General features: G+C 61.1%; 18 protein-coding genes. 15 read left to right on the plus strand and 3 right to left on the minus strand.

Annotated elements, in window-relative coordinates:
* Position 1: 1 nt before the first annotated feature.
* From ACGLWX_RS09660 to ACGLWX_RS09730, 15 genes are all read left to right on the plus strand, one after another.
* Complete coding sequence (locus ACGLWX_RS09660) at positions 2–445, plus strand: hypothetical protein (protein WP_396239286.1); 444 nt, start codon at positions 2–4, stop codon at positions 443–445.
* A 30-nt stretch (positions 446–475) separates the two neighbouring features.
* Entirely contained in the window at positions 476–691 is a 216-nt protein-coding gene (locus tag ACGLWX_RS09665) for a hypothetical protein (RefSeq protein WP_396239288.1), read from the plus strand.
* The gene (locus ACGLWX_RS09670; protein WP_396239289.1) at positions 666–1,631 is read left to right on the plus strand and encodes a hypothetical protein; all 966 of its coding nucleotides are present in this window, start codon (positions 666–668) and stop codon (positions 1,629–1,631) included. The genes ACGLWX_RS09665 and ACGLWX_RS09670 overlap by 26 nt, the downstream gene beginning before the upstream one ends.
* 102 nt (positions 1,632–1,733) lie before the next feature.
* Complete coding sequence (locus ACGLWX_RS09675) at positions 1,734–2,078, plus strand: hypothetical protein (RefSeq protein ID WP_396239291.1); 345 nt, start codon at positions 1,734–1,736, stop codon at positions 2,076–2,078.
* A complete protein-coding gene (locus ACGLWX_RS09680; RefSeq protein ID WP_396239293.1) occupies positions 2,030–2,422 on the plus strand; it encodes a DUF1799 domain-containing protein in 393 nt (130 codons plus the stop codon). Before ACGLWX_RS09675 ends, ACGLWX_RS09680 begins: the two co-directional genes overlap by 49 nt.
* A gap of 60 nt (positions 2,423–2,482) precedes the next feature.
* A complete protein-coding gene (locus ACGLWX_RS09685; protein ID WP_396239295.1) occupies positions 2,483–3,055 on the plus strand; it encodes a hypothetical protein in 573 nt (190 codons plus the stop codon).
* Positions 3,056–3,133: 78 nt separating this feature from the next.
* Positions 3,134–8,617, plus strand: a complete 5,484-nt coding sequence (locus tag ACGLWX_RS09690) for a DUF4214 domain-containing protein (protein ID WP_396239296.1) — start codon at positions 3,134–3,136, stop codon at positions 8,615–8,617.
* Entirely contained in the window at positions 8,617–9,564 is a 948-nt protein-coding gene (locus tag ACGLWX_RS09695) for a hypothetical protein (RefSeq protein WP_396239298.1), read from the plus strand. Before ACGLWX_RS09690 ends, ACGLWX_RS09695 begins: the two co-directional genes overlap by 1 nt.
* Positions 9,565–9,626: 62 nt before the next feature.
* On the plus strand, positions 9,627–10,451 hold the full coding sequence (locus tag ACGLWX_RS09700; RefSeq protein WP_396239300.1) for a hypothetical protein: 825 nt from the start codon (positions 9,627–9,629) through the stop codon (positions 10,449–10,451).
* Positions 10,452–10,454: 3 nt separating this feature from the next.
* Positions 10,455–11,555, plus strand: coding sequence for a hypothetical protein (locus tag ACGLWX_RS09705; protein ID WP_396239302.1), 1,101 nt, complete (start codon positions 10,455–10,457; stop codon positions 11,553–11,555).
* A 110-nt stretch (positions 11,556–11,665) separates the two neighbouring features.
* Entirely contained in the window at positions 11,666–12,199 is a 534-nt protein-coding gene (locus ACGLWX_RS09710) for a hypothetical protein (protein ID WP_396239304.1), read from the plus strand.
* A gap of 77 nt (positions 12,200–12,276) precedes the next feature.
* A complete protein-coding gene (locus tag ACGLWX_RS09715) occupies positions 12,277–13,179 on the plus strand; it encodes a prophage tail fiber N-terminal domain-containing protein (protein ID WP_396239307.1) in 903 nt (300 codons plus the stop codon).
* Between the two features lie 53 nt (positions 13,180–13,232).
* A complete protein-coding gene (locus tag ACGLWX_RS09720) occupies positions 13,233–14,042 on the plus strand; it encodes a hypothetical protein (RefSeq protein WP_396239309.1) in 810 nt (269 codons plus the stop codon).
* Positions 14,042–14,437 carry a hypothetical protein gene (locus ACGLWX_RS09725; protein WP_396239311.1) on the plus strand — a complete coding sequence of 132 codons (396 nt, stop codon included), beginning with the start codon at positions 14,042–14,044 and terminating at the stop codon, positions 14,435–14,437. Before ACGLWX_RS09720 ends, ACGLWX_RS09725 begins: the two co-directional genes overlap by 1 nt.
* A gap of 205 nt (positions 14,438–14,642) precedes the next feature.
* A complete protein-coding gene (locus ACGLWX_RS09730) occupies positions 14,643–15,329 on the plus strand; it encodes an SOS response-associated peptidase (protein WP_396239313.1) in 687 nt (228 codons plus the stop codon).
* Between the two features lie 157 nt (positions 15,330–15,486).
* Here ACGLWX_RS09730 and ACGLWX_RS09735 read toward each other — a convergent pair whose 3' ends face one another.
* Genes ACGLWX_RS09735 through ACGLWX_RS09745 form a run of 3 tightly spaced genes read right to left on the minus strand, consistent with a single transcriptional unit; the run spans position 15,487 to position 17,434 of the window.
* Positions 15,487–16,761: a Y-family DNA polymerase gene (locus tag ACGLWX_RS09735; RefSeq protein WP_396239315.1), complete on the minus strand. Its 1,275-nt coding sequence runs from the start codon at positions 16,759–16,761 to the stop codon at positions 15,487–15,489.
* Positions 16,758–17,207, minus strand: a complete 450-nt coding sequence (locus ACGLWX_RS09740) for a LexA family protein (protein WP_396239317.1) — start codon at positions 17,205–17,207, stop codon at positions 16,758–16,760. The genes ACGLWX_RS09735 and ACGLWX_RS09740 overlap by 4 nt, the downstream gene beginning before the upstream one ends.
* Complete coding sequence (locus ACGLWX_RS09745) at positions 17,204–17,434, minus strand: DUF1654 domain-containing protein (RefSeq protein ID WP_396239319.1); 231 nt, start codon at positions 17,432–17,434, stop codon at positions 17,204–17,206. Before ACGLWX_RS09745 ends, ACGLWX_RS09740 begins: the two co-directional genes overlap by 4 nt.
* Positions 17,435–17,514 lie beyond the last annotated feature (80 nt).

The raw sequence follows: 17,514 nt of genomic DNA on the forward strand, positions 1-17,514 counted from the left end.
GATGCAGGATTACGACATTACGCCCGCGATGATCGCGCGGATCGCCGAGCAGTGCCCGGGTTTTCGCAACGTCGAGGAGGCGTGGTTCTCCCAGCCCATCGATGACTACGACCAGGATACGCCGTCAGCGTTGATCTACATCGCTGAGGATGCCGGCGGCACGCCCAGCGAGCTGAACGGTCGCCAGAGTGTGACCACCACCTACGGCGTGTTCATCATCGCCGAGCGCGGCGACACGTTCCGCGCGCAGCGCCAAGAGGTGCGCGACGCGCTCTACGGCTGGCAGCCGCCGGGCACCACCGGCGTGATGACCTACCGGGGCGGCGAAATGGCCGATAACCGCGGGCGTTACGTGTGGTGGCGTGAGTTCTGGACGGTCGAGACGCCCCACGCGCTGCAGGCCACACGCGGCGGCACTACGCGCCCGCGTACCATGACGGTGTAACCCACCCCGATAACCAAACAGGAGGGCATTATGCCCAGCCAACAGGGCGGCCGCTGGCGCCGCGACAAGAACGGCGAGCTAAAGCAGGTCGAACAGCCGACTCAGGAACAGAAGTTCGGCGCGCACGCTGAGCATCCGAGCAAAGCGGTAGCACCGAAGGCAGCGCCTTCAAAAGCTACCAGCGGCGCTAAATCCACTGCAAAAGACAAGGGAGCCGACAATGGAAAATCAGGTACCACTTCTTGAGCGTAAAAAGGCACTTCTAGCCGGGCTTGAAAGCGGTGGCGCGCCAGTAGCCCCCGAAGATTGCGCCCTGATGCTGGTGGTTGAGCTTAGCTCGACGCCCTACCAGGGCAACACCGTTGAGCGCGAACGGATGCGGGAGTATCTGGGTAACGTTGAGGAGGTGAACACCGGCCCGAATACTCAAGTTCAGGTTACGGTGCCCTGGAGTGGCAGTGGCAAGCCGCCGGCGGAAGGCACCGAGCTAACCGCACCGGCGCTGGGTATGCTTTTGCGTGGCTCTAAGATGCGCGAGACATTCGACGCTGAAAGCGGCGAATGGCAGTACCGGCGCATTAGTGGCGAGGGTGACGCGCTGACGCTTTATTATCGCCATGATGGTGAGGAGCAATGTGTGCGCGCGGCGCGCGGTACCGTTACGGGTACAGCCAATAGCGGCACGATGCCCAGCGTTCAAATCACCTTTACCGGGCTTTACGAGCGACCCAAGGCAGTCGATGTCCGCACGCTCACAGCTAAAGACTGGGCGGACGAAGTGCCGGTCAACTTCCAAAACACCACCGTTTGGCGGCTACATGGATTTGACTGTATCGGACAAAACTTTAGCTTCGATCTTGCCAACCAGGTGGTTTATCTAAACAAACCCAACTACGAGGGTGTGCATATCACCGACAGCAAGCCGACCGGGCAAGTGTCGTTTCAAGCACCGCGTATCGGCGTTTTCGACGTGTTCCAGAAGATCGAGTCCCACAAAGTGGTCACGACCGGGCCGATCGAGTTCGAGCACGGCACAGAGCCTGGCAATATTGTGGGCGTTCGCGGCCCTAAAGTTCAGCTGACAGGGTTTTCACGCCAAGACAGCGAAGGCATTACCCACTACCAGCTGGACACCAAGTACCAGCCGGACGAGGGTGACGACGAGCTGGTTCTGTACTTCAAGTAGTCATCCCGCTATAGCGTGACGTAATCACGCAAACCTAACGACGACACGCCCGCTGATGCGGGCGTCGTCGTTTCTAACTGTTCAACATTGGAGAGTCACCCCATGGGTCAAGCATTTACCGTCGGCGTTGCGTCCGTATTCAGTACCGTGATCGTCAACCGCCCGGGCCGCGAGGAAGAGCAGTTCACCGCCGAGATCCGCGTGCGCGATATGGACGAGCAAAAAGCGCTGCACGAAAAACAGCAAAGCGGCGAGGTCACGGGTAATGACCATGTGCGCGAGGATCTGCTGGCGATCACCGGGCTGGCCGATGCCAAGGGCAACGACGTGGAAGCCACGCCGGAGACCATCGACAAGATCTGGAAAGACCCCTACGCGTTCATGGGCATCATGCGCGCGTGGCACCGCGTGCAGCAGGGTCTGCCGGAGGAAACGGCAAAAAACTAAACGCCCTCGGGCGCGCGTGGGCGGGCGCCCGAGGGGGCGGCAAGAACGAGCTGGACGACGACCTGGCCGCCTGGGGCATCAAGACCCCGGAGCGGTTCAAGAAAGCCGCCCAGCGGCCCGAAGTAGTGGTGTGGCCGTGGAACGCCGAGGCGTTCGACGTGTTCCGCGACTGTGCAAGCCAGTGGCGCTACCTGAGCCCGCCCATGGCCAGCCCGGTGGCGCTCGGCATCGAGCGCTCGCAGCTCGAAAGCACGATGCGGATGTTGGGCGTAAAGGATATGCGCGAGACGCTTCGCAAGGTGCAGCATATTGAGGCGGGGGCGTTGGAGGTAATGAAAGGCTAGTCCTGCTTAGCCAAACGCGATACGTTTAGAAGTAAATAACGTTTCGATTGTGAGGTTTTAATGAGCATCAATAACGATAAGGATCGCTGGACACCTTGGGTCAAATTCGCTTGGATTTTAGCGTTTTTAGCGTGTGCAGCCGGGTTTTTCCTGATTGTCACGGTTGGATTTATTGATGTGCCGCGGGTGAGTGGTTATGGCACCGAGCGCCAAGCAAGTCCCTTTGTTTGGGCGTTGGCTATTAGTCAGTCTATCGGTGCCATTATGCTGGCTGTTTTATTTAGTATGTTGAATGCTATCTACCAAAATACATGCGGGCATCCTGTGAACGTACCTGTGACTCAAAAAACTGAGGGCGTTACTTCGACGCAGCAGGTCGACGGTAAGGCGTTGATGGTGGCAAAAGTAGCGCCTGGATCGCCGGTTCAAAGTGTGCTTTCGGTTGGGTGTGTTGTAACAGCGGTTAACGATGTGCCTGTTAGCAGTTTGGAAGGTATTGGCACGCTTATACAAAAAAGGCCTAATAAAATTGAGTTTCAAGACTCATCTGGTGAAAAGATGACTAAGTGGATGCACTTAAAGCCCGGTCAGCCATTAGAAATCGAAGGTGAGGCCGTACCTTTAACCGGCTAAAAAATTTACTTGAGACAGCTTAAAAGCCCGCCCTGAGCGGGCTTTTTTGTGCCCGCAATTTGAGTTCGAGGTAGTCCGATGGCCCAGCGCTTTGTTACCGAGTTTGTCATCAATGGGGATAGCTCCAGTGGTGTGCAGGCCACCCGTTCGCTGCAGCGGGCTCAAACCGACCTTACGCGCGAAATGCAGAACGCCGAGCGTCAGAACCAAGCGGTTAGCGCGAGTTTTGACACTGTAGCTGTGCGTGCGCGGCACCTTGCGACGGTCAGCGCCGCGACGACGGCCGCCCTGGGTGCCATGGCCGTCACCCAAACGCAGGCGATCGCCGAGCAGGCCGCGCTGGCGCGCTCGGTCGGGGTATCGGTCCAAACGCTTCAAGAGTGGGAGTTTGCTGCCAAGTCGGTGAATATGGGCGCCGGGCAGATGGGCGACATCTTCAAGGACACGGCTGAAAAGATCGGTGATTTTGTCGCCACCGGCGGTGGTGAAGCGGCGGATCTGTTCGAGCGGCTGAACCTCGACATCAACCGGCTAATGTCTTTGCGGCCGGACGAACAGCTATTGGCGATCGGCGCCGCGCTGGATGGCGTGGCCACCCAGGGCGAGAAAATCTTTTTCATGGAGTCGCTGGCCAACGATGCCAGCCGCTTGCTGCCGCTACTCGAAAACAACGCGGCGGCGCTGCGCGATCAGATCGCCATTGCCGACCAGATTGGCATTACGGTACCCCAAAGCGACATCGACAGCATCGAACAGGCCAGCCAAGCCATTAACGAGCTGACGGCCATGGGCACCGGCTTTGCCAACGCCGTGGCGGCTGAGTGGGCGCCGGGTATCGTGCAGCTATCGGAAATCGCCAAAGAGGTGGTGGAATATTTTGGCGGCATGGGCGGAGTGGTCGAGGACGTAACCGATGGCACGATGATGCTGTCGGGGATTCTTGCGGGTCGTTTAGTTGGGGCCTTGGCTACCGCGACGATGGCGACAGGCAAGAAAATGTCGGCAGACCGTGCCGCTGGCGCGCAAGCGCTGGTAGTGGCGCAGCAAGAAGAACGCCGAACCGCCGCCGAGTTAAAGACGGCCACTACGCTACGTTCACGCGCGCTTGCCGAGACCAAAGCGACAGCAGGCACAAATGCTCACGGGCTGGCCCTTCAAAATTTGACGGCGGCATCAGCCCGAGCCACGGCGGCGCAGCAGGCGCATACCGCCGCCACAAACGCCACGGCAGTCGCCGCCGACCGTGCCAGCGTTTCTGCCCGAATGATGGCCGGCTCGCTGGCGTTGGTGGGCGGCCCCGCGGGTGCGGCGATGCTGGCGGGCGCGGCCGCGTACTACTTCCGCGACTCGCTGGGTTTCACGTCAGCCGCCGCGCGCGAAACTCGGCAAGAGATCGATGATCTTGTCGGTAGCTTGGAGAGCTATACGCAGGCTCAGTATGAGACCAACCGCGTGTCGATCGTGCAGAACTTGGCCGAAGCGCGCATTGAAGCGGAGAAGCTCGCACAGCAGATTCTCGAGCTGCAGGATCAGAGCCGCGAAGAAGGGGTTATCTATCAGGGTCGCGGCGGTGCGGCATCCGCTCAGCTCGCTAAGCTGCGCGCCGAGTTGCAAGAGCAGCAACGTCTTGTAAGAGCGGGTGAAGAAGGGCTTAGGACTTACGATCAAACGTGGCAAGACGTTTTGGAGTCGCAAGTTTCCGGTGTCAGCATTTTCCGTACGCTCGACCAGTGGTTGATGAAAAGCGGCGACTCACTCGACACGTTCAACGCCTCGCTGGGTGAAAGCGGCGCCGAGTGGGACGAATACCTAGGTAAGCTCACTAGCGCGCGCGACACGCTGGGCATGACCGCCGCCGAGGCTGCCGCGTACGCCGCGCAGCAAGAGGGGTACACCGGGCTCTACGCCGATCAGGCCGCCGCCGTGGCGGGGCAGACCGACGCGCTCAACAGCTACCGCCAGGCCGTGGCCAGCGGCAACGCCGAGGAAGCCGCGGCGCACCTGGAGCGCGCGACGCGCTACGCCGAGGCCGAGGCGATGGTGCAAGCGCAGCTGGCCAACATGGCCACGCTGACGGGGCTACTACAGGGCGTGCAGACCGAGCTGTCGGCCGTGGCGCTCACCTCGGCGCTGAGCGTCGCCGACGGGGCTGGCGCGGGGGCGGATTACGTCGCCCAGGCGATCAAGGCGATCAACGAGCGCGCCGCCGCGATCCAGCGCACCACCACGGTCACGATCCAGAACACCGCCGCCAGCCGCGACGCGGATAAAGCCGCGCAGGAGGCCAAACGCGCCGCCGATCAGCTGGTGAAGTCGTACGAAAGCCAGGTCGCGCAGCTCGAGCAGGAGATCGCGCTGTTCGGCGAGACCGGCGACGCCGCCAAGCTGCGCTATGAGCTGGAACACGGCGCGCTGCAGGGCCTCGCCCCGGAGCAAAAAGAACACCTGCTGGGCCTGCGCGAGGAGCTGGACCTAAAAGAGCGGCAGGCCAAAACGGTCGAGGATTTCAAGCAGAAAACCGACGACCTGATTGGCACCTACGACCGCCAGAGCCAGCAGGCCAAGAAGCTCCAGGCGGATCTGGAAGCGATCAACGCCGCGTACCGCGACCCGGCCATCGACATGAGCCGCGAGCAGTACGAGCGCATGATCGCCGAGATCAACCACCAGCAGTACATGCTGGCGATGGAGAGCGAAACCACGTTCGGGGCCATGGCGACGGCGTGGGAGCGCAGCATCGAGCGCATGGACGACGCCGGCGTCGACTTCTGGCGCGGGTTCCTCGACGGCACCGGCAGCGCGCTGGATCAGTTCAAGAACATCGTGCTCGATAGCGTCGCCGAGGTCGCGCACGCGCTGATTACCCGACCGTTGATGGTCAACCTGCAGACTCAGATCGCCGGCGGCATGGGCTTTGGCCCGGGTGGTCAGCAGGGCGCGGGCGGTGGGTTTGGACTCAATAACCTGGGGTCGCTGAAAACCGGCTATCAAGCGCTAAAGAGTGGCTTTGGCGGTATCCAGTGGGGCGGCGTCTCGACCGGCTACAGCGGTGGTTTTGCTGGTAACGCCACGGCTGGCTTGAACACAGCCACGCAGGGCACGAGCTACCTCGGCGGCAGCATGCGCAATTTCAGCGGCATGCAGGGCCTTGGCAGCATGGGGGCGGGCTACGCCGGCGGGCAGATCGGTACCAAGCTGGGCGCCTCGGTGTTTGGCAAGGAGGCGGGTAGCAGCTTTGGCGCGACCGCCGGCGCGGCGATCGGCACGTATTTCGGCGGGCCGATCGGCGCGTTCGCCGGCGGCACCATCGGTGGGGCGCTGGATTCGCTGTTCGGAAGCGGCAAAAAAACCTTCGATTTCGACTTCGCCCAGGGCGGCAATTACGGCGTGTTCGGCGATCGCCAGAGCGCGCTGGGCCAGTTCGGTATCACCTCGTTTTCGGACTACAAGCTCGAGCAGCAGCCCGAGCTGGATGCCCTGTTAAACGGCATTGTGGACCTCGATAACGCTATCGCCGCCGCCGCACTGCCCGAGCGATTTGATGCGATCAAAGCGTCGATCGCGGGGTTCGCGCATGACGGCCCCGAGGACCTGGTGGAGTCGCGTTTGCGCGCGATGATCGCCGGCAGCGGCTCGGCGATGGCGGATGCGGTGATGCAGATTGCTGACCCGCAAAAACTCGCCACGGGATTTCTCAACGTGCTGCAGCTCGAGCAGGTAGGCGCTCAGCTGGGTAGCGCGGTGATGAACGACATCATCGCCGAGGTCAACCGGCAGGACACCGCCAGCGGCGTGCTCGACGCCAGTAATGCGATGCAGGCGGCGGCGCAAGCGGCGCTGGTGCTGCGCGACGCCAGTTCGCGGTTGAACCTGCAGTTCGACGCTAATACTGACGGTGCGATTCACGCTGCCAGCCGGCTGCAAAGCCGCGTCGGCGGTGGGGGCAATCTCGACAGCCTGCTGTCCGGGTATTACGACGCGTTCTACACCGAAGCGGAGAAGTTCGAGCACCTGACCGAGGATTTGACGCAAGCCTTCGCCGACATGGGGCGCGAGCTGCCGTCGACGCGGCAGGGCGTGCGCGATGTCGTCGAAAGTCTCGCGCTGGCCGGCAATGCCGGGCAGGACCAGCTGGCCACCGTGCTGGAGCTGAGCGGCCCGCTATCGCGGTATATCGCTACGATGGAGCAGCAGGGTAGCGCTGCCGGCGAGGCGAGCGAGGCGCTGGACGGGAACACGAACGCGCTGCAGCGGCAGGCCGAGATCGCCCGCGAGGCAGAGAACATCCAGCGGCAGATCTGGCAGCTGCAGGGCGATACGACCGCGATTCGCCGGGCCGAGCTGGACGCGTTGCATCCTGCCAACCGTGCCTTGAAAGAGCGCTTTTATGCGCTGCAGGACGAGGCGGATGCAGCCCAGCGGGCCGCCCAGGCACAGCAGGATCTGCTGGGCGGCGTGCAAGGGGCGTGGCAAAGCCTGACGCAAAGCGTAAACGCCGAGCGGCAGATTCTCGAATCCGCGTACCGCGAAACTACCGCGAGCATCAACGCGAATATCGAACGCGTGCGCGACGGGATGGCCGCGACCGAGCGCACCGCGCAAACCCTGACCAGCACCCTCGACCGGATGGCCCAGCAGGAAATGGGGCTGGCGTCGTCGCGCGCGGATGCCCAGGGCTACCTGCAACAGGTACTGGCCAGCGGCGGGCTGGGCGACCCGGACAAGCTCGACGAAGCGCTGGGTGTGGTGGCCCAGCCGTCCGAGGGGCTTTTCTCGTCGTTCGGCGACTACCAGCGCGATTTCTGGAAAACCGCGAACGTCATCGCCGAGTTGAACGACCGGGCCGATGGCCAGCTGACCACTGAGCAACGCACGCTGGCCGCGCTCGAGCGGCAGTTGACCACCGCCGAGCAGCAGCACGACCGTGAACTTTCGCGCCTGGATGGCGTTCTGGCGTCGGAAGCGGCGCAGCTCGAGGCGATGTTCGGGCAACAGAGCTGGCTCGAGACGATCAACGGCAGCGTGTTGAGCCTGGGTGATGCGTTACGGGCGCTGGAGGGCGCGAAAGCCACGGCGGCCACGCCGCGTGATAGCTACGGCAAGCCGCTTCTGACGGGCGAATCCGGCCCGGTGGCGGATCTCTACCGCAATATCTTTGGGCGTGACCCGGATGCGGCGGGGCTCGATTACTGGCGCGGGCGGGTCGCCGATGGCGCAAGCCTGGACGACGTGCGGCGTTCGTTCGAATCGAGCAGCGAGAAGCTGCCGAAGTTCCGCGACGGCGGCATCGCCAGCGGCCCGATGTCGGGCTATCAGGTCGAGCTACACGGCACCGAAGCGGTGATCCCTCTGCAAAACGGGCCGGTCCCGCTGCGCATCGAATCGAGCAATCAGCAAAACCCGCTGCTCGAGGAGCTGCGTCTCGTCACCCAGCGGCTGGAAGGCTGTGAGCGGCAGCTCGAGGAGGCGAACAGCATTAACGTGGCCATCGCCGAGCACAACGCGAAGTTGGCGAGCGAAACCGAGCGCATGCGCCGTAAAGCAGAACAGGAGGGCGCTTAATGCGGATTCTGGTACCCCTGAACACTCTCGCCGAGCACATCAAACGCAGCAACGTGCCCGACGATGAGGTGGCCGTGTATGACCCGGCCGCGACGTACACGCGCGGCCAGGGCGACGCGATCGGCGATTTAGCGGTCGAGGGCGACACCGTTTACGAATACGTCGGACTCGAGCCGGTATCAGGGCTGGCGCCGAGCGAAGGTGAGCGGCAGGTGCCCAAACAGTGGATCGTGCATCGCACGACGAACCCGACGGCGATGTGGAACGGCATCATCGGCGATGCGACGAAAAGCGCCGCGCCCTGGTTCGAGGGCGAGGGGCGCGGCATCCAGTTCGAGATCGAGCTGGGCCGCCGCGCCGGGGGCGTGGCGTTTTTCGGGTTGCGCAACGTCGACAGTATTCGCGTGGAGATGATCGACCCCCGCGAGGGGGTGGTGTTCGACGAGACCCGGAGCATGCGTTCACGGCGCGGCATCAATAGCTACTGGTCGTGGTTTTTTGAGCCGATCGAGCGCCGCGTGGATGCGATCTTCGACAAGCTGCCGCCGTACGCGGCAAAGCTGCGTATCAGCTTGCAGGCCGCCGGCGACCAGGCCGCCGAGTGTGGCGCGTGCCTGATCGGGCCGGTGCGTCAATACGGGTTCATCGAGTGGAAAAGCGGCGGCAAGGTGCTGTCGTTCACCGAGGCGACGCGCACCCGAGGCGGCCGCCTGGAGCTGCGCCGGGGCGAGTCCGTCAAAGCGGGCTCGTTTCGGGTCAGCATGCGAGGCGACGAGAGCGACGCCATCATCAAGCGTTTGACCGACATCGAAGGGCTTCGCGTGGTGTTCATGGGTACCGACATGTACGAAACCGCGCTGATCTACGGCATCTACGAAGGGCTGACATTCGTCTACGAAAACAAGGCCTTTCACAACTACAGCATGGAGGTATTGGGGCTCACATGAACCTACCAACGATTTCCGAGGCGCCCGACGTCCAGCAGTTCGAAAAGATCCCGCTTCGCTCGATGGGCGATGACGAGATCTTTGAGGAGGCCAGCAACGACTTCTGGCCCCGGGTCAGTCCCTTTGCTGAGGATTTAAAGGCCAGCACCCAATGGATGATGCAGGCGCTGGCGATCGTGCGTCAGGGCCATACCGAAAGCACCGGGGCGGCTCAAACTGCGACTGAAAAAGCCAGCGCGGCCGGCAAGAGCGCCGAGGGTGCGGCGGCGTCACAGAAAGAGGCGGCGAGTTCAGCCGCTGACGCGAAGCAGGATGCCGAACGTGCCGCCAAGGCGAACACTGAAAGCCAGGCCGCCCGCGATGAAAGCCAAGCGGCAGAGCACGATGCGAAACAGTGGCGTGATCAGGCACGCCAACTGGTTACGGGTGACGTGCCGATCACCAGTTTGAAGCCGGGCACGCTGACGCGCGTGGGCGATTACCCATCGACCGATGAAGATGGCGCGTTAGTGGTGCGCAACCTGCCGGCGGATGTTCGCGAGCTGCTAACGAGCGGCGAGGAGCGGGTAAGTGCGTCGGGATACGATGTGACGGGTGGCGATCCGGGCACGCCGGTGCTCAATCTCGCCAAGCAGCAGGTGTTCGAGTTTGATAACCCGACGAGCCTGATTCTTGAGTTTTATAACCTGCCGATGGTTAACAGATCAAAGCCCATCATTGTGCGGATTAACGGCGAAGGCAGCGTGGCATTTGATTTTGGCGCGTATCGAATCGACTGGGAAAACGGCGGCGCTGAAAATAAACCGCCCAGGCCCAAAACGGGCTGGACGACTTGGCGCTTTATGTTCACAGGCACGAGCCTAAGCGGCGGCAACTTTGGAGGTTAGGTCATGTTGGCAGCAATGATGGGCGACGGCGTGACGCCCGATCACTTGATAAAAGCAATGCCTACTGGCATGCATATTTATGATGTGGATACATTAGAAGAAATAGACGGAAGCCCGTTCACTTCATCTGACAGGGCAGACTGCGCTCAAGTTTGTGTGTCGCCTGACCGCACAAGAATTCTCGCCGCCTTCGGGACGACCGTCGCGTATGGGCTGCCGAATAGAGTGTGCCTATTCGCGTTTGAAAACGGTTCAATTTCGTTGATCACTGAATTTAGCGAAAACCAATCATTTAACATGAAGTTTTCGCTAAATGGCGCAATCGCCGCAGTTCTAACATCGCGGAGGAACGATGAAACCGGGCGAATAACTTTTTTGGATGCTTTATCAGGCGCGGTTATAAACACTGCATTGTGCGCAACCCCGCTGGTGACTTCGGCATTTACGCTTTCATCGGACGGCTCGACGTGTTTCTCATGCAAAAACAATTTTGGCCATATATTGTACCAAGTTGATGTTTTCTCAGGAGCTTCCCTTAGTTTAGCAACACTTAGCTCATCAAGTAGTTATTTCCAAAGCATGTTGACGCATCCCGAAACAGGAAATGTACTAGGGCTTATTTTGAGCACAAGCGGCAACATTAACACGGGCTTTTACTATCTAGAAGATTCCGGCGATCCGAGCGTGAAATGGGCAGCAAGGGGGAATTTTAGCTCGCCCCGGCCCGCATCATCCGATAGCTTTGAATTCAATAACGGTTTTCAAGCGTTTCTTGCTGATGGCGAGCCTTTCATAATCGCCGGGCCTGGAAGGATTTTCACCTGGAGCGGAGAGTTTTCTGAGAGCGTCGTTGTCAATCCGCCAACAAACAGAATCGCGTATTCTTATTTGAGCATAGACGGCGGCGCAGAGGCGTTCAGCCCATCCGGCGACGCATACGTTAATGTTGGGAATACGGTTCGGCTTGTCAAGGAGTCAAATCGAGCGATGTTGCCCTACTTTTTTGCCAAAGATTACGAGACTGTGGGAAGCGGAATTCCGACTAGAATTCCTAATACGCCTACACTTTACGCAAACAACCAAGGCGGCATTGCCTTCCTCTAGGGAGATTTCCAATCGTGATTCTACACATAGACGGAAAGTTGGCGTCATACTCGCAAGTAGAGGCGCTTTACCCTGGCACGATTTTCCCCGCGCGGCCAAACGAGCAGGACATGCGCGCGCGCGGCCACTATGTCGAGCCGACGCTACAACCCGAGTACGACCCTGACACCCAAGCGCCGCCGTTTCGGGGGCCGCTAGAGCAAGACGACAATGGTAATTGGCATCAGACATGGGTCGTGCGAGACTTGACCAACGAAGAGCGCGCCGAGCGAGTGGAATCAACCCGCGCCGACAAGATACGCGAGATCAACGACGCATACGAGAGCCAAGTGCGCCCACTAATCCGTGATTACCCTGAAATCGAACAGCAGACGTGGCCTTCTCAAGACGCCGAGGCGCGCGCGTATCTCGCATGGCTGGGTGCCGCTCAGGGCGACGCCCCGGCGACGCCGGTGCTCGATAACATTCTCGCCGGCCGCAACGGCGACGACGGCACGGAAACGCTCGAGCAGCTGAGCCGGGCGGTGATGGAAAACGCCGAGCAGTTTACCCAGGCGCAGCAGTTGACCGGCAAGCGTCAGCGGCTCGTCAAACAAGCGCGCGCCGCGGAAAGCGCTGAGGCGCTGGACGCGATCGTTTGGTGACGTAGCCCACCGTATGACCCCACCGCCGCCTCGAGCGGTTTTTTTGTGCCCACATTTCACGCAGCCAAGGTGCCGAGATGCGACTGGAAGGCGTATTGAAAGACGGCGGCGGGCCGCTGCCGGCAATTACGATCGGGTTTCGCGCCGTCGAGACGAACCAGAGCGATGTGCTGTATCAGTCCGAGTTCGAGGTCGTCACTGACGAAAACGGCCGCTATGGCTTCGACCTGACGCCCGGGTATTACCGGGTGTGGTACGGCTATAATCACCGGCAAATCCAGCTCGGCACGATCGCTGCCGACGCCGATTCGGTGATGACACTATCGCAAGCGCTGGGCGCTGCGCCGGAGCCGATCACCGAGGAGCGCGCGCAAAGCCTGCTGACGCAGCTGCTCGCCGCTGAGCAAGCGGTTAAACAGTCAACACAGGTCGTCGAAGCCGGAGCGCGAACAGCGACGCAAGCCGCCGCGGCTGCGGGGCAAAGCGCCGAATCGGTGAGCGGTGTTCAAAGAACCGTCGAACAGCTGGCGGCGGCCGTTCAGCAGAATGCCAGCAGCACTGCCCAAGCGCTCCAAACCGTCGAGGCGAAGGCAAAGGCGGTATCTGACTCGGCGCACGCCGTGGGCGAGCATGCCGACGCGGTGAGTGAGTCGCGCCGCGTGGTCGAGCAGCGCGCGGGCGAAGTAAATACCGCCGCCGAGACGGTCAATACCAAAGCCCAAGCGGTCGACGAAGCCGCCACGCAAGTCAGCGAGCAAGCCGAGCAGGTCGTCCGCGACGCGAAAGTGTCGGGCGAGTCGCTGGCGTCCATCCGGCAGCTCGAGCAGCAGGTGGCCAGCCATGTCACTAAAGCCGGCGAGCACGCGGAGGCGGCCGCCCGTAGTGCGCAAACGGCCGGCAGCGCCGCAGACGCAGCGGTCAGCGAGATACGAGCGCAGCTTAGCGCGGTGCTCGATATGATGAATAGAGAGGCGATCTGATGGGGACTTTCGCAGACAAGCTAACGTACCTGAATGAGACGCTGGACACGTTCATGATCGCGACAAACTCGGCACTGGATAACGCCGGCCACGCGTTGCTGCCGGGTGATGCGACGCTGCGCGACTACGCCGAGGCCCTGCGTGCGCTCGACCCGCACCTGATCATCGAGCAGATCAGCGCCCGGCATTTGAGCGAGGGCCGGCGAGGGGCGATTTGTATACCGCGCGCCCGGGTGCTGGGCCAGCAGGTGCTTTTCAAGGATGCTGCCGGTACGGACCCCGTTCTTTACGACGGCGACCCCGTAGGCCTGATGCTGGATCTCGGCCCGCATAAGCTCCACAGGTGGCAGGATTTAAGCGCAAAGCGGGTCATCTACCGGGCGGAAGAAGCGCGCGGGCTGTATTGGCTCGATAGCTCTAACGGCGGGTTTTTCAATTTTGAACCCATGAATCTCAACAATGGGGCCATGTTCCTCGCTGCCGAGGCCCCTAGCCTATCGGGCACCTCGATTTTTCTGAGCGGTTTCGGCTCGGGGTATTTCCACTTTGGGGGCGGCGGCGAGTGGCGGAAAAATTTCAAGTATGTGGATACGCCTGAGCGGTTAAGCATCAACGCGTCAAAGGCCCAGCGTGTGAACCTCAACGGCGGGACGATCAGCATACGGCGTAACGACTCCGACATCGAGTACACGAACAGCGACGAGGCGAGCACAAGCGGCATGAGCAGCGCGTCGACCCTTTTCGCGTACCCCGGCGGTGGCTCGGCGACGCACATGAAATTCTTTGGCGGTATCTTCCTGGAGCACCAGATACCCGCCGCCGAGGAACAGGTGATTCTGGACTATCTGGCGAGGTTACATTGATGGGTACCGAGTACACGCGAAGCGTCACGATCGCAGCCCCCGATGGGCACTTGTACGACGCCAACCAGCTGGCGCTGTGTGCCGGCGAGTTCGCGGCCGATGATCGAACATTCACTATTCTCGATCAGCAAAGAGACGGGCATCTTTACAGCACGGTGTCCACGGTCGTGAAGCCCGTGTTTGAAAAGCTGGCCGCCGGCGAGCTGGTGGCCCCGGCCCACGCGCCGAACGTGGATCTCGAAGCCGCTCGGCGCGCCCAGGCGCGACTGGTGATCAACGGTGGTCCGGCAAGCCCCGACACGATCGCGGTGATCATTGGCGATCGATTCGATAGGCCGGCGGGCCAGCGGGCCGCGCTGGAGCTGGAGCCGGTGCCGACTGAGTTACCGGGCTAAAACGGCGGTGCGCCACCTGACCCAGTTCGCTGGCCGCCTTGAGCGTTCGGCACACCAAGTTTGCAACATAGGGTTATGACCCCTAGGCTGTGGGTGTCGGTGGCAGGATCGCCGCTGAAAGAAATGGAGGTCTCGCTCAGGAAGGGCGATCACAAGCCAGGAAGGCACAAATAACGCAAAAGGCGCTCCCCCGGGAGCGCCTTTTTTGTGCCTTCACGTAATTGTCCGCTACGCTTTGCAGATGTGTGGACGATTCGCTTTCTTTACCCCGCCCGCGGTCGTGGCCGCGAAAACCGGTGCTCAAGTCGCGGGTGATGATCTTGTGCCTCGTTACAACATACCGCCCGGCACGAATGTCGCCGTCGTCAGGAACGTGGACGACTCTCCGGTGCTCGAGCCAATGTGGTGGGGTTACAAACCCCACTGGGCGAACGCCAAGGCGCCGGAACCCATCAACGCGACTATCGAGAAGGTCGGAACGTCAGGTTATTTCAAACAGGCCTACGCGCACGCGCGCTGCGTTGTGCCGGCCGACGGCTGGTACGAATGGGATAAGAGCGAGGATCCGAAGCGGCCGCATTTCATTTGCCGCGAGGACCGCGAGCTGATATGGCTAGCCGCAATCTACACCGAGCGCGCCGACGGCAAACTGGGCTGCGCGATCGTGACCGAGCCGGGCCGGGGGCCAGCGAGCGATGTACACGATAGAATGCCGTTGGCGGTAGATGATGGAAGCCTTAATATGTGGCTCGACCCGGCGTTTACCGATCCCAAAGCGCTTCATGACGCGATCATGCATATCAAGCCCAGCCTGATTACTCACTGGCCGATCAGCACACGCATCAACAAGCCGTCAGGGAACGGGGACGATACACTGCTGAATCCCGCGTAAGCGCAGGATTACGGACTTTTAATCGTTCACTCACAGACGGGCTAAGCCGCGGCTTCTAGGTTGTGGGTGTGACGCCAGGAACGCCGCTTCGAGCAGGACGGATGCGTCACCCGGGAAAGCTCGGCAGGGATGCAAGCCATGCCACGGACGGTATGGCCTACAGGGTAACCTCTTTCAGTTCCTCCCATCGCGTCGTATACCGCGGCGTCCTGTGCTCACAGCGTAGTTCCCAGTTGTTCTTCTTCCGCTGCATTCCCAGCCGCACGGTGTTCTTTCCGTGCTCCCGGTTGAGCTTGTCCAAAGTGGCCATGAGCCGCTCATTCCTCTCCCGCGCCTCATCGCTTTCTGTCTCGCCCAATAGTCCCAACTGCTCGTTCTCGTGATCGCATAGGTCCATGAGCATCACGCCGCATTTCTGATACCAGATGCCTTGCTTGAAAATCTGCTCGAGTCCGGCGCTGGCCGCGTGGATCAGAGCCCGGCTATCGCACGTCGCGCCGGGCAGGGGGACGACCACACTTTTGCTGTAGCTGGGCAGGTCGTTACGAAACCGATTCGTGCGCACGAAAACCATGATCGCTTGGGCGAGCCCTTGCTGCTTGCGCAGCTTCTCGCCGGCGCGCGCGGCGTGCACGCGCACAGCTTCGTGCACGTCGGTTTTGTTCTGTGTAAGGCGCCCAAACGAGCGGCTCACCATGATCTGCTTCTTTGGCTCGGTCATATCGTCTAGCGTGATGCAGTCAACGCCACGGAGCTCGTACACGATGCGCTCCATCACGACTGAGAAGTGCTTGCGCAAGTGCTTGGGCGAGGCCTCACGCAGCTGCCAGGCCGTCTCAATGCCCAACGTGTGCAGCCGCGCGGCGCTACGGTGGGCCACGCCCCATACCTCGCTCACTGGCAACTGCTCGAGGAACGTACGGGTGTCGTCGCTATCCGGATGCATGATCGCCACCCCAGCGAACCCGGTCTCTTTCTTGGCGCGATGATTGGCGATCTTGGCTAGCGTCTTTGAGGTGCTGAGCCCGACGCTCACCGGGATGCCGGTATCACGCTTTACCTGGGCCCGCATGTTCTGGCAGCGATCGGTCAGGGTGCCGAGCGCGAACCCCTCGAACGAGAGAAACGATTCGTCGATGCTGTAGACCTCGACGTGGGGGGTGTGCTGTCCTAGGACGTCGGTCACGCGGCGACTCATGTCGCCGTAGAGGGCGTAGTTGGAGCTCAGCAGCGTGCACTGCTTGCGGACGTGGGGTTCGATCTGGTGCGCGGGGGCACCCATCGCGACACCGAGGTCCTTGATCTCCTGAGAGCGCGCCACGACACAGCCATCGTTATTCGAGAGCACACCCACCGGCTGTCCCTCGAGCCGCGGCTGGAACACGCGCTCACAGCTCACGTAGAAGTTGTTGCAGTCGACCAGGGCGATCATACGGCGAAGCCTGGCGCCAAGGAGTGGATATTGTGTGTGACGACACCCCACACTTGGCACTCTTTGCCGTATAGCGGGATAGGCCGAAACTCAGGGTTCGCGGCAATCAGATAGGGACGGTTACCGATCGTGCTCAATTTTTTGCATGTGAGCTCGCCGTCGACACTCATGATGACGATATGACCGGGCTTGGGTTCGACCGAGCGATCGACGATCAAGAGGTCGCCATCGTAGATTCCTACGCCTTCCATCGACGTACCCTTGGCGCGCAGAAAATAGGTCGCGCTAGGGTGCTGGATCAGGTGATCGACCAGATCGAGCTCACCTTCGAGATAGTCATCGGCGGGTGAGGGAAAGCCGGTACGAACGAAGCCAGCAACAAGGGGAATGGAAAGCGCTGGCGCGAATTGGTCGACGCGGCCTAGGTTGGTCAGATGCAGGCTCATGCCATCGACTCCTCTGGATTCCAGCGGATGCGCACGTACTCGCCGGCATCATCAAGAGGGATCATGGTCACGTTCTCGACCGTGCCCAATTCCTTAAGCATGCGCGCCCAATCCTCGGCACTATCGTCTGGTTGGCGCTGGAGTTCTGTGCAGTGCTCAGACTGCGCCTTGGGGCTGCCGATTTTGCGCTTTACGCGCTCAACCAGCTGCTGATAGGTATTGGACATAGTAGCCCCCTCCCTCGGTGGCTGTTTATTTATACAGTTCTTTCGAGCGGAGTATAGACATGCAGGAGGAAGCTCGTCTA

It is taken from the genome of Halomonas sp. HMF6819, assembly GCF_044335525.1.
In the GTDB taxonomy this organism is placed as follows: Bacteria; Pseudomonadota; Gammaproteobacteria; order Pseudomonadales; family Halomonadaceae; genus Vreelandella.